Raw genomic sequence first — 12237 nt, 5'->3', positions numbered from 1 at the left:
CCGCCCGCATCACCCAGGGAGCACCATGGACGACAACGTACTGAGGGTCGGCATCGGCGGACCGGTCGGTTCCGGCAAGACCGCGCTCATCGAGGCGCTGGTCCCCGTCCTCATCGAGCGCGGCCGCCGCCCCGCCGTCATCACCAACGACATCTACACGCAGGAGGACGCCCAGCACGTCCGCCGCACGCTGGCCGGGGTCCTGGAGCCCGAGCGGGTCGTCGGCGTCGAGACGGGTGCCTGCCCGCACACCGCCGTGCGCGACGACCCGACGATGAACCTGGCGGCCGGTGCGGAGATGCTGGAGCGCTTCCCGGACACCGACACGCTGCTGTACGAGTCCGGGGGCGACAACCTCACCCTGACGTTCAGCCCCGCCCTGGTGGACCTCTTCCTCTTCGTGCTGGACACGGCGGAGGGCGAGAAGATGCCCCGTAAGCGCGGCCCCGGCATCACCGACTCCGACCTGCTGGTCATCAACAAGATCGACATCGCGCAGTACGTACGCACGGACATCGGCATCATGGAGTCCGACGCCCGCCGGGTCCGGGACGACCGGCCCGTCGTCCTCACCGACTGCCTGACCGGCGTGGGGATCGACGAGATCGCGGTCTACCTCGAATCGCGCCGCAAGGCGCTGATCTGACATGCCGCTCGCCCCCCACCGGCCCCGGGCCGACCGGCTCGCCGCCGACTACTACACCCCGGTCCGCGTCCCCCCGGACGTGGCGGCGCTGGCCTCGGTCCCGGACACCCTCGCCCCCGGCTCACCGGCCAAGGTGGGCATTCTCGACCTGGCCTTCGCGGTACGGGGCGAGCGCACCGAACTCGTCGAGCGCTACCAGAAGACACCGCTCCAGATCATGCGGCCCCTGTGGATCGACCCCGGACTGCCCGGTATGAGCTACGTCTACATCATGGCGACCGGCGCCGGGGTCGCCCAGGCGGACCGCTACCGGATGGACGTCCGCTGCGGACCGGACACCCAGGTCCACCTGACCACCCAGGCCGCCACCAAGATCTTCCGGATGGAGCACGACTACGCGAGCCAGCGGGTGCACCTGAGCGCGGAGGCCGGAAGCTATGTCGAGTACCTGCCGGACCCGCTGATCCCCTTCGCGGGCGCCCGCTTCTACCAGCGCACCGAGGTCACGGTCGCCCCCGGGGCCACCGTCGTCCTCGGCGACACGCTGACCGCGGGCCGCCTCGCCCGCGGCGAACGGCACGCCTACCGGGTGCTCGCCACCGATCTGCGCATCAGCCGTCCCGACGGCACGCCGCTCGCCGTCGACACCCTGCGGCTGGCCCCCGGGCCCCGGGGCGGGGCCGTCCTGGGGCCGGGGGTGTTCGCCGGCCACGACCACGTCGCCTCGCTCTTCGCCGTGACCGACCGCGTCCCGGCCACCGCGCTCGCCGACACCCTGCACGACGCGCTCGCCGGACTCGGCCTCCTGTACGGGGTGAGCGTCCTGCCCCGGGAGTGCGGAGCGTGGGTGCGGCTCCTGGACGACAGCCCGATCCGGGTCGCCGCCGCGCACGAGGCCGTACGCCAGGCCGTACGCCGTCTGCTCACCGGCCACCCGGCGCCCGACCTGCGCAAACCGTAGCCGTAGCGCCCCCCTCCCGGGCCTCTGTCGGCCCGGGGCCGGTCCCTTCCCACGCTCCGCCGCCAACCGGACGAGGTATCCACCGATGATCACCGCTCCCGCGCCGATGCCCCCCGCGTACGACTCCGGAGACACCGCCTGGCTGCTCGCCGCCACCGCCATGGTGCTGCTGATGACGCCCGGTCTCGCCTTCTTCTACGGCGGCATGGTGCGCACCCGGCATGTGCTCATGATGATCAAAATGAGCTTCGCCGCCCTGGCCTTCGGCACCCTCGTCTGGTGGACCGTCGGATACACCCTGGCCTTCGGGCCCGATGTGGGCGGCGCCGGGCTCATCGGCAACCTCGACCACGTCTTCATGCGCGGCATCGAGCTGAACACGCTGACCGGGGCCATTCCCACCTATGTGTACAGCACCTTCCAGATGGGCTTCGCCATCATCACCGTGGCGCTGATCAGCGGATCGATCGCCGACCGCGCCACGATGAAGGGGTGGCTGGTCTTCGTCGTGCTGTGGCTGCTCATCGTCTACATCCCCATCGCCCACTGGGTGTTCGACAGCGACGGCTGGATCGTGAAACACCTCGGCGCACTCGACTTCGCCGGTGGTCTCCCCGTGGAGCTCAACTCGGGCGTCGCCGGGCTCGCCGTCGCCCTCGTGCTGCGCACCCCGCGCGACTTCGCCCGCAGCGAGGAGCGTCCCAACAACATCCCGCTCGTGGTCATCGGTGTGGGGCTCCTCTGGTTCGGCTGGTTCGGCTTCAACTCCGGCTCGGCGCTGACCGACCAGGGCACCGCCGCCGCGGCCTTCATCAACACCCAGCTGGGCGCGGCGGGCGCGATGGTCACCTGGCCCCTGGTGGAGAAGTGGCGCACCGGCAGGGTCACCACCATGGGCGTCGTCTCGTCCGCCGTCGCGGGCATGGTGGCGATCACTCCGGCCTGCGGTGAGATCGACACGCTCGGTGCCGTCATCACCGGGCTCGTCGTGGGCGCGGTGTGCGCCTTCGCGATCACCCTGAAGTTCCGGTTCAACGTGGACGACACCCTCGACGTGGTGGGGGTGCACGGTGTCGGCGGGCTGATCGGGCTGATCATGGTGGGGCTGTTCGCGACCGCGCGGATCAGCGGTCAGGAGGGCCTGTTCTACGGCGGCGGCTGGGGGCTGCTCGGCAAGCAGCTCGTCGCGATCGTCGCGGTGATCGCCTTCTCCTTCACCCTCACCTGGCTCATCGCCAAGGCTGTCGACCTGACCGTCGGCTTCCGCGCCACGGAGCGGTACGGCACCGTCCCGGGGGAGGACGAGGAGCGGGCGTACGACTTCCGGACCGCCGAGCGCCTGGGCGCCCTCGTCACCGGCAAGCGGGCCTCCAGCGACAAGGAACTCGTCCAGCAGATCACGACGTTGCTGCGGGCCCGCGAGGACGATCGGTAGCCCGGCCCGGCAATCCGTCCACCGGCCCCGCCCACGCCCGCGCACGGTCCGCGAGGCGTGGGCGGGGGGCGGTGCGACCCGGACCACGAGAGCGGTGACGAAGCCTTCGTCACCGCTCTCGTGGTCCCGGCATGCGCGGTCCCGGAAGCCGCGTCCGAGGGCGGTTCCCCGCGGGTGACGGCCTCGGCCGTGACGGCACGCGGCCCGCTGCCCCCGCCCCCGGGGGCCCGCCCGCCCGTCCGGTGATCTCCGGCCGCCCCGGGAGGCGGCCCCCGTGTTTCTTCCGGGTTTCACTACAGTTCTCGGCCAGTTCTGTAGAAAAGAGCACCATCTCCGGTCCTTGTCGCGGCAGTTCCGCTTACGCGAGAGTTCGGGACGCGGCGACAGGAACATGTCATCGCCGCCGGGCAGTGTCCACGGAACACATCGCGCGTCCCCAAGCGTGGTGTGGCCACCCCCCCATTGTCTGGACGCCCGCCCGTGTAGCGGAAGGAATCGCGTGAAGCACGGAAAGAAGAACGCGCGCAGATACATCGTGGCGGCCTCCATCGGCGCCCTCCTGTCGGCCGGAGTCGCCACAGGGGCCTATGCCGGTACGGAGGAATCCGCGCCCGGGTACCAGTCGGAGATGGTCAGTGCTCTCGCCACCACCCTGGGCGTGAGCGAGAAGGAGGCTGTCGAGAGGCTGGACAAGGAAGCCCGGCAGCAGGACCGCTTCGCGGAGTTGAAGGCGGACCGCGTATCGACTCTCGGAGCATTCTTCGCCGGGGACGGGACGCTCGTCGTCAACGCCGCCGACGCCGAGGCCGCGAAGGAGGTCAAGGCGGCGGGGCTCGCAGCACGGGTCCCCGAGCGCGGCGAGAGCGAGCTGAACCGGATCAAGGCCCAGCTCGACGCCAAGGCCCTCAAGAGCGCCCCGGCCGGGGTGTCGGCGTGGTCCGTCGACCTCGCCTCCGACACCGTGACCGTCGAGGTCAACGGGGCGTCCGACGCCGCCACCCGTACCTTCCTCAAGGCCGCGAAGAGCAACGGCGACGCGGTACGGGTCGTCCGGGGCCAGGAGAAGCTGGAGACCCAGGCCGTCGTGCCGCCGGGCAGCCGCATGACGTTCAACGGCTACCTCTGCTCGGTCGGATACGGGGCGAAGGACCGCAACGGCAAGCAGGTGCTCGTGACCGCCGGGCACTGCATCGAGGACCTGCCCGCACTGGCCTACAACGGAACCCGGTTCGCCAAGGGCACCCACACCCGGTTCGCGCTCGGCACCCGCAGCGTGGACATGGGCATCGCCACCGTGGACTCCGGCCACTCCATCGGCCTGGACATCACCACGTACGGCAAGGCGGGCACCGTCGCCGTCCGGGGCAGCCAGCGGGCCCCGCAGGGTTCGGCGCTCTGCAAGTCCGGCCAGACCACCGGCTGGACCTGCGGCAAGGTCGGCTCGTACAACGTCAGCGTCACCTACACCGACGAGAACGGCGGGCCCGACACCGTCGTGACCGGTCTCGCCAGCTCCAGCGTCTGCACCCAGGGCGGGGACAGCGGAGGCGCGTACGTCTCCGGCAACCAGGCCCAGGGGCTGACCTCCGGCGGGCCGATCGGCCAGCGGTGCAACGGCCAGGTGAACTCGCCCGGTTCGTCGTACTTCCAGCCGCTCGACGACGCCCTCAAGTACTACGGGCTGACGCTGAACACCAAGTAGCCCCACCGGGTGAAGGTGCCGCAAGCACGGGAGACCGTCCACTCATCCTGGGCGGTCTCCCGTTCCATCTGTCCCGCCTGTCCCGCCTGTCCCGCCTGTCCCGTCTGTCCCGCCCGTTCCGTCCGCCCTCGCCGGTCCGCCCGTTCCCTGGCCGTACTCCCAGGCCACCCCGTGGACACCGGGCTTGCACCGGGAGGTGAGCACATGGACGTTGTGCGTATCGCTCAGCGGGATGCGCCGCTGGGCGCGGGGCGGGGCGCCGACCTTCTCCCGGACGTAGCGGTGGCAGTCCGACGGCAGCGCGCCGGGGTGGAAGAAGACCTGCTGGAGGTACTCGTGGAGGTTCGTCCGCGACCAGCGCTCGTAGTGCGTGGCCGGGGTCTCGGACGGGCTCACGTCGACCGCGTAACTCACCACCGTGGTGTCCAGCTTGGCCAGCTCGCGGCCGAAGTGGATCTCCAGCACCAGGGACTTGAGCCTCTTGAGGTACGTGGCCTCGACGAGCCGGCCGCAGGTGACCCGGATGTCGACGGGTTCGGCCGCCTCGTCGTCGAAGCTGAGCACGAAGATCACCCGGTCCGCGCCCGCCTGTCCGGCCCGCAGCACGTTCGTGGTGGAGATCCCGCTCAGCGTCCCGCTCTCGCCGATCGTCACCACGTCGTGGACGACGAGCGAACTGGTCTCCTGGTTGAAGTGGCGGAACCGCGCGCCGAGCGCCTTCTCCACCACCGAGTCCTCGCCGAGGATCTGGAGCGCCGCCCCCTCGTCACCGGCCGGTGTGGTCCGGCCCCGGGGGCGGCGCGGGCCGAGCAGCGAGCGCAGGGCTCCGGCGGGCAGCTCCAGGATCTCCTCCAGCACCTCCACCGCCCGCAGGGACCGGGCCCGTTCGGGCTGGCTGCGCCCGCGCTGCCAGCTGCTGAGGGTGGCCTGGCTGATGGCGATGCCGCGCCCCCGGAGGCGTTCGCTCACCCGCTCCAGCGAGAGCCCGCGCCGGTTCAGCGCCTCCCGCAGGACCCCGGGGAAGGTGTCGGCGCCGGTGGCCGCCGCGTGCAGGGCCGAGGTGGTGATGGCCTCGCCCGTGCGGGCGGCGGTGGCGTGGGCTCCGGTGGGGAGCGGGTCCGTGGGGTGGGGACCGGTGGGGCGTGCTTGTGCGGGGTGGGTCCCGGCTTCGGTCCGGCGGGCCCCGGTTGTGGCATGGCGGCCCCCGGCCTCCGCCGGTCCGAAGCCGGTATCGGTGCCCGTGTCCGTATCCGTCCTGCTCGACATGTCCCTCCCCGTTCCCGGCGATCTCCCGGCGCTTTCCGGGTTGTTCCGGTTGTTCCGGTTTTCCCGGCTCTCCCCGCGGGCCGGTCGACAGGCGCCCGCATACTGGTTGACCACTGGACGGGTGGCGGATAACAAAACCCCCGGGGGTGACGTGTCCCACACCCCCGCGGGCGCGTCCCGGCCGGTCCGGGATGTGGGCACGTGGGCACGTGGTGAACGGAACGAAGGACGTGAACGGCGTGGACAGCACCGCTCTGGTCGTCGCGGCGAGGAACGGCGACCGGGCCGCCGGGGAACGGCTGGCCGCCCAGTACCTGCCGCTCGTCTACAACATCGTCGGACGCGCCCTCAACGGCCACCCGGACGTGGACGACGTGGTGCAGGAGACCATGCTCCGGGCGCTCTCCGGACTGCCCTCCCTGCGCGATCCGGCCCGGTTCCGCTCCTGGCTCGTCGCCATCGCCATGAACCAGGTCCGCACCCGCTGGGCCGGTCTGGGTCACCGGCCCGCCCCGCTGGAGGAGACCGAGGACCCCGCCGACCCCGCCGCCGACTTCGTCGACCTGACGATCCTGCGCCTCGAACTCTCCGGCCAGCGGCGCGAGACGGCCGAGGCGACCCGCTGGCTGGACGACGCGGAACGCGATGTGCTCTCCCTGTGGTGGCTGGAAACCACCGGTGAGCTCACCCGTGCCGAGCTGGCGGAGGCGCTCGGGCTCTCCCCGCAGCACGCCGCCGTACGCGTACAGCGGGTGAAGAACCAGCTCGACGTGGGCCGCGCGGTCGTCCGGGCCCTGGCGTCCGACCCCCGCTGCCCGGCGCTGGAGGATCTGCTGGGCAGCGGCGACTGGGACGGCACGCCGACGCCCCTGTGGCGCAAGCGGATCGCCCGGCATGTACGGGTCTGCGCCTCCTGCTCCGCAGGCAGTACGGGCCTGGTCCCGCCGGAAGGGCTGCTCTCCGGGCTCGCTCTGGTGGTGCCGTTGTACGAGACCGGCCAGCACGCCACGACGGTGGCCGCCCTCGCCTCCTCGGCCCCGGCCGCCGCCGCCGCTCCTGCCGCCGCTTCGGCCTCCGCCGCCCCGGCCGTGGCTCCGGCCGTGTTCTCGGCCGGGAAGGCGGCGGGGCTCATAGCCGGCGCGGCCGCCGTGACCACCCTCGCCGTGCTGTTCTGGCCCTCCGCCCCCACCCCGCCCGAGGCCCGGGGCGGGGGAGCGACGTACAGCCCCGCGCCCCCGCCGCCCGCCGCCGCCCCGGCCGAGCCGCTCCCCACGCCCTCCCCCTCCACGGCCCCGCCCACGCCGAGCCCCTCCGCCCCCGCCGTACGGCCGCCCTCCACCCCCGCCCCCGCGCCCTCCTCCGCCCCGCCCGAGACCGCGCCCGCGGCCCCGCCGCCCGGCCCGGACGCCCGTCTGGTCACCCGGGTCAACACCCTGCGCGCCGAGAACGGCTGCCCGGGACTGCGCACCGACCCCCGGCTCACCGAGGTCGCCCAACGGCACTCCGAGGACATGGCGGCACAGGGCTATTTCGGCCATACCGACTCCACGGGCCGGGACATGGGCGAGCGGGTGACCGACTCCGGCTACCTCTGGTCCGCCGTCGGCGAGACCATCGCCACCGGCCCCTCCGATCCGGCCGCGGTGGCGGAGCAGTGGCGCCGCAGTCCCGGCCGCGGCGACGACATCCTCAACTGCGACTTCGTCCACGTGGGCGTGGGCATCGCCGACTCCCCGCGCGGCCCCTACTGGACCCAGGTCCTGGGCACTCCGCGCTGAGGGGCACCTCGCGCTGAGCGGCCGGGCCGGTTGTCAGTGCCGCGTGCCAGACTCGGCAGGCATGGAGACAACGGTGGAACTCAGAGATGTCGTCCAGGCCGACCTGGAGGTCTTCCTCGCGTACGAGCACGACCCGGAGGCGGTCCGCAGGTCCGGGTTCGCGCCCCGGGAGCGGGAGGCGTTCATGGCGCACTGGGCCGCGAAGGTGCTGGGGGACCCGACGGTCTTCGTGCAGACGGTCGTCGTGGACGGTGATCCGGCCGGGAACATCGTGGCCTGGTGGGACGGCGACCGGCGCTTCATCGGCTACTGGTTCGGCCGTCCCTACTGGGGCCGGGGCATAGGCACCGAAGCGCTGACCGTGTTCCTGGAGCGGGAGAAGGTCCGCCCGCTCCACGCGGACCCGGTCGCCGGGAACACCGGCTCGATCCGGCTGCTGGAGAAGTGCGGGTTCGAGGCCACCGGGACGGTCCGGCACGGGGAGGACGAACACGTGGTCCTGGTGCTCGGCGCGACGGCCTGAGCAGCGCCCTCGGCCCAGCCGCGTAACAACGCCCTCGGCGCGACGGCCTGAGCGGCGCCCCTGGGCCCGGGGCGGGCCGCGCGCCTCAGCGCATCACGGCTGCCGCAGCGGCTTGGCCATGCAGATGCTGCTCTCGTACTCCCGGTAGTGGCCGAACTTCTCGCACACCGCATAGCCGCTCGACGTGTACAGCGCCACCGCCTCGGGCTGCCGGTCGCCGGTCTCCAGGACCATCCGGACGCGCCCGGCCGCGCGGGCGTCGTCCTCCAGGGCGGCGAGCATCCGGCGGGCCAGACCCCGGCCCCGGCCCTCGGGGATCACGAACATCCGCTTGATCTCGGCGTCGCCGTCGGCGTAGCCGTGGGCGTTACGGTCCTGGGTCCGCCAGCCCCCCGTGGCCACCGGGCGCTCCAGCTCGTCGTAGGCGAGCAGATACAGACCGTGCGGCGGGTCGAACATGGTGGGGTCGAGGGGTGTGACATCGCCCCCGTCGCCGTAGCGCTCGGCGTACTCCAGCTGCACCTGGTCGTTGAGTTTGACGGCGTCGGGGTGGTCGAAGCGGCATGGGCGGATGTTCATGCGAAGTATCGTAAATCTATGAGTAGGGGCGGGGTAGGTACTGTTTCCTGATGCTGACTGTTACATCTGTGAATGTTAATGGGCTCCGCGCCGCCGCGAAGAAGGGCTTCGTGGAGTGGCTGGCGGGCACCGAAGCCGATGTGGTCTGCCTCCAGGAGGTCCGCGCCGAGCCCGGCCAGCTGGCCGCCGAGGTCCGTGACCCCGAGGGCTGGCACACCGTGCACGCCCCCGCCGCCGCCAAGGGGCGTGCCGGGGTCTCGCTCTACTCCCGCCAGGCGCCGGAGCGGACCCAGATCGGCTTCGGCGGGTTCGGGGTTCCGGGGGCCGAGGAGTTCGACGCGAGCGGCCGGTATGTCGAGATCGACCTCCCCGGGGTGACCGTCGCGAGCCTGTATCTGCCCTCCGGCGAGGTCGGCACCGAGCGGCAGGACGAGAAGGAGCGCTTCATGGCCGCCTTCCTGCCCTACCTCCAGGGGCTGAAGGAGCGGGCGGCGGCGGACGGCCGCGAGGTCGTGGTCTGCGGCGACTGGAACATCGCCCACCAGGAGGCCGACCTGAAGAACTGGAAGGCCAACCAGAAGAGTTCGGGCTTCCTCCCCGAGGAGCGGGCCTGGCTGACGAAGGTCCTGGAGGAGGCCGCGTACGTCGATGTCGTACGGCAGCTGCACCCGGATGTGGCGGGGCCGTACAGCTGGTGGTCCTACCGGGGCCGGGCCTTCGACAACGACTCCGGCTGGCGCATCGACTACCAGATCGCCACGCCGGGCCTCGCCGCGCGCGCCGTGAAGGCGTGGGTCGAGCGGGCCGCCACGCACGGCGAGCGCTGGAGCGACCACGCACCGGTGACGGTCGTCTACGAGCGGTAGCTCCGGTCAGCCGGACTTGGGAGGCTGCGTGCCGTCCTCGCGGCGCAGCCTCCGGTCCAGCGCCATCGACAGCTCCGCGTCCACCACCGCGCGGGCCAGCGGGCGCAGTTGGGCCGGTTCGGTCTCCGCCGCGTGGGCATGCAGTACGCGTACGAAGATTTCGGCGAGAGCGTCCGCGTGCTCACGGACGCGGCGGCCCGAGGAGAGCACCGTGGCGAGCGGCACCCCTTCCCGTACGAGCTCCGCCGACACCTCCAGCAGACGGCGGCTGATGTGCACGATCTCGTCGCCGTCGGTGGCGAGATAGCCGAGGTCCAGCGCGGTGGCCAGGTTCTCCGGGGTGACCTCGCCCTCGAAGTAGTCGGCGAGCTGTTCCGGGGTGAGCCGGACCGGGGTCTCCTCGGTCGGCTCGCCGAGCCCCAGCACCTCGGCCACATCGCGCCCGCTCTCGAAGGTGGCGGCCAGGTCCGCGATGCCGTTGAGGGTGTGGCCGCGCTCCAGCAGCCCCGTGATCGTCCGCAGCCGGGCCAGGTGGTGGTCGTCGTACCAGGCGATCCGGCCCTCGCGCCGGGGTGGCGGGAGCAGTCCGCGCTCCCGGTAGAAGCGCAGGGTCCGCACGGTGATGCCGGCCTCCTTGGCCAGCTCCTCCATGCGGTATTCGCGGTGCTCGCGTCCTTCAGCCACAGGGGCACCCTATGTTGTACCGCCAGTAACTTTCCTCGGTCCGACCCCTACCCATCAGTACGACCCTGCTCTACTCTCCGAACCATGCCAGTGATTGCTGGCACAGTCGCGTGACGTACCGCGGGAGGCGGCAGCATGGCCCAGCAGGAGCACGTACGTGTGGCGGTGATCGGTACCGGATTCGGGGGCCTGGGGGCCGCCGTCCGGCTGCGCCGCGAAGGCATCACCGATTTCGTGGTCCTGGAGCGGGCCGACTCGGTGGGCGGCACCTGGCGCGACAACAGCTACCCCGGCTGCGCCTGTGACGTACCGTCCCACCTCTACTCCTTCTCCTTCGCCCCCAACCCCGACTGGCCGCGCACCTTCTCCGGCCAGGAGCACATCCGGGCCTATCTGGAGCGGGTCGCGGACACCTTCGGGCTCCGCCCGCACATCCGGCTGAACCACGAGGTGAAGCTGATGAGCTGGGACCGGGAGAACCTGTACTGGGTGATCGAGTCCGCGGACGGCACCACCCTGCGCGCGGATGTCGTCATCTCCGCCACCGGGCCGCTCTCCGACCCCAAGATGCCCGACATACCCGGGCTCGACTCCTTCCCCGGCAAGGTCTTCCACTCCGCGCGCTGGGACCACGACTACGACCTGGCGGGCAAGCGGGTCGCGATGGTCGGAACGGGCGCCTCCGCCATCCAGATCGTCCCGGCCATTCAGCCGAAGACCGCGAAGCTCACGCTCTTCCAGCGCACGCCCCCGTGGGTCATGCCGCGTATGGACCGCACCATCAGCAAGGCAGAGCGCGCGCTCCACCGGGCGATACCCGCGACCGGCACCGCCCGCCGCGGACTGCTCTGGGGCATACGGGAGCTGCAGGTGGGCGCCTTCACCAAGCACCCCGACCAGCTGGGCCTGGTGGAGAAGCTGGCCAAGGCCAACATGGCGCGGGCCATCAAGGACCCGGCACTGCGGGCCAAGCTGACCCCGGACTACCGCATCGGCTGCAAGCGCATCCTGCTCTCCAGCACCTACTACCCGGCCCTCGCCCAGCCCAATGTGGACGTGGTCGCCTCCGGGCTCAGCGAGATACGCGGCTCGACCGTCGTCGCCGCCGACGGCAGCGAGGCCGAGGTCGACGCGATCATCTTCGGCACCGGCTTCCATGTGACGGACATGCCGATCGCGGAACGGGTCGTCGGCGAGGAGGGGATCACCCTCGCGGAGACCTGGAAGGACGGGATGAACTCGCTGCGCGGCGCGACCGCCGCCGGGTTCCCCAACTGGATGACGATCATCGGCCCCAACACGGGCCTCGGGAACTCCTCGATGATCCTGATGATCGAGTCCCAGCTGAACTACATGGCCGACTATCTGCGGCAGTTGAACGTGCTGGGCGGCCGGGCCGCCCTCGGCGCCCGCCCCACCGCCGTCACCGCCTGGAACGACAAGGTCCAGGAGCGGATGAAGCGCACGGTGTGGAACACCGGCGGCTGCACCAGCTGGTACCTGGACGCGGAGGGCCGCAACACGACGGTCTGGCCGGGCACGACGGGCGAGTTCCGGCGGCAGACGCGGTCGGTGGACCTCGCGGAGTACGACGTCATCCGGGCGACCGGGACGCCGGGCGTCGCCGCTCCGGGCGCGGCCGGAGGCGTACGCGGGGGCGAGGCCGGACGGCTCGCCGGGAGCGGGCGCGTACCGGAGCAGCCGGGCCGGAGCGAGCGCGAGACGGTCGCCGCCGGGGACACGGTGACCGAGGAGGCCGCGCGATGAGCCCCGACCCCTACCGCGCGCCCGACACAG

11 protein-coding genes are annotated in these 12237 nt (G+C 71.8%); 8 read left to right on the top strand and 3 right to left on the bottom strand.

Going from position 1 to position 12237, the window contains the following annotated elements:
* The first annotated feature begins 25 nt into the window (after positions 1 to 25).
* The 4 genes from B7C62_13090 (at position 26) to B7C62_13075 (ending at position 4744) form a co-directional block, all read left to right on the top strand.
* A complete protein-coding gene (locus B7C62_13090) occupies positions 26 to 646 on the top strand; it encodes an urease accessory protein UreG (protein ID ARF73098.1) in 621 nt (206 codons plus the stop codon).
* Between the two features lies 1 nt (position 647).
* On the top strand, positions 648 to 1607 hold the full coding sequence (locus B7C62_13085; protein ID ARF73097.1) for an urease accessory protein: 960 nt from the start codon (positions 648 to 650) through the stop codon (positions 1605 to 1607).
* An 85-nt stretch (positions 1608 to 1692) separates the two neighbouring features.
* A complete protein-coding gene (locus B7C62_13080) occupies positions 1693 to 3042 on the top strand; it encodes an ammonia channel protein (protein ARF73096.1) in 1350 nt (449 codons plus the stop codon).
* Between the two features lie 499 nt (positions 3043 to 3541).
* Positions 3542 to 4744: a serine protease gene (locus B7C62_13075; protein ID ARF73095.1), complete on the top strand. Its 1203-nt coding sequence runs from the start codon at positions 3542 to 3544 to the stop codon at positions 4742 to 4744.
* Positions 4745 to 4786: 42 nt separating this feature from the next.
* Here the strand turns inward: B7C62_13075 and B7C62_13070 are convergent, their stop codons facing one another.
* Positions 4787 to 6010, bottom strand: a complete 1224-nt coding sequence (locus B7C62_13070; protein ID ARF73094.1) for a transcriptional regulator — start codon at positions 6008 to 6010, stop codon at positions 4787 to 4789.
* A gap of 209 nt (positions 6011 to 6219) precedes the next feature.
* Here B7C62_13070 and B7C62_13065 point away from each other — a divergent pair, with 209 nt between their 5' ends.
* The gene (locus B7C62_13065) at positions 6220 to 7788 is read left to right on the top strand and encodes an RNA polymerase (protein ARF73093.1); all 1569 of its coding nucleotides are present in this window, start codon (positions 6220 to 6222) and stop codon (positions 7786 to 7788) included.
* A 73-nt stretch (positions 7789 to 7861) separates the two neighbouring features.
* Positions 7862 to 8311 (top strand): GNAT family N-acetyltransferase, encoded by a 450-nt coding sequence (locus B7C62_13060; GenBank protein ID ARF73092.1) that lies wholly within the window; start codon positions 7862 to 7864, stop codon positions 8309 to 8311.
* 93 nt (positions 8312 to 8404) lie between these two features.
* Here the strand turns inward: B7C62_13060 and B7C62_13055 are convergent, their stop codons facing one another.
* A complete protein-coding gene (locus B7C62_13055; GenBank protein ARF73091.1) occupies positions 8405 to 8890 on the bottom strand; it encodes a GNAT family N-acetyltransferase in 486 nt (161 codons plus the stop codon).
* 50 nt (positions 8891 to 8940) lie between these two features.
* Between B7C62_13055 and B7C62_13050 the strand changes: the two genes are divergently transcribed.
* Complete coding sequence (locus B7C62_13050; GenBank protein ARF73090.1) at positions 8941 to 9756, top strand: exodeoxyribonuclease III; 816 nt, start codon at positions 8941 to 8943, stop codon at positions 9754 to 9756.
* A gap of 6 nt (positions 9757 to 9762) precedes the next feature.
* Here B7C62_13050 and B7C62_13045 read toward each other — a convergent pair whose 3' ends face one another.
* Positions 9763 to 10407, bottom strand: coding sequence for a MerR family transcriptional regulator (locus B7C62_13045; GenBank protein ID ARF73089.1), 645 nt, complete (start codon positions 10405 to 10407; stop codon positions 9763 to 9765).
* 168 nt (positions 10408 to 10575) lie between these two features.
* On the opposite strand from B7C62_13045, the gene B7C62_13040 reads away from it, so the two are divergent.
* Complete coding sequence (locus B7C62_13040) at positions 10576 to 12207, top strand: cyclohexanone monooxygenase (protein ID ARF73088.1); 1632 nt, start codon at positions 10576 to 10578, stop codon at positions 12205 to 12207.
* The last annotated feature ends 30 nt before the right edge of the window (positions 12208 to 12237 follow it).

This window comes from Kitasatospora albolonga, from assembly GCA_002082585.1.
GTDB lineage: Bacteria > Actinomycetota > Actinomycetes > Streptomycetales > Streptomycetaceae > Streptomyces > Streptomyces stephensoniae.
Note: the sequence above shows the minus strand (reverse complement) of the source record. Positions and strands in the feature narration are given on the sequence as shown.

Bases quoted from the DNA above. Each gene is read 5' to 3' on its own strand.
- B7C62_13090 (ARF73098.1), top strand. From the start codon at position 26: ATGGACGACAACGTACTGAGGGTCGGCATCGGCGGACCGGTCGGTTCC.
- B7C62_13050 (ARF73090.1), top strand. From the start codon at position 8,941: ATGCTGACTGTTACATCTGTGAATGTTAATGGGCTCCGCGCCGCCGCG.
- B7C62_13080 (ARF73096.1), top strand. From the start codon at position 1,693: ATGATCACCGCTCCCGCGCCGATGCCCCCCGCGTACGACTCCGGAGAC.
- B7C62_13085 (ARF73097.1), top strand. From the start codon at position 648: ATGCCGCTCGCCCCCCACCGGCCCCGGGCCGACCGGCTCGCCGCCGAC.
- B7C62_13070 (ARF73094.1), bottom strand. From the start codon at position 6,010: ATGTCGAGCAGGACGGATACGGACACGGGCACCGATACCGGCTTCGGA.
- B7C62_13055 (ARF73091.1), bottom strand. From the start codon at position 8,890: ATGAACATCCGCCCATGCCGCTTCGACCACCCCGACGCCGTCAAACTC.
- B7C62_13040 (ARF73088.1), top strand. From the start codon at position 10,576: ATGGCCCAGCAGGAGCACGTACGTGTGGCGGTGATCGGTACCGGATTC.
- B7C62_13045 (ARF73089.1), bottom strand. From the start codon at position 10,407: ATGGAGGAGCTGGCCAAGGAGGCCGGCATCACCGTGCGGACCCTGCGC.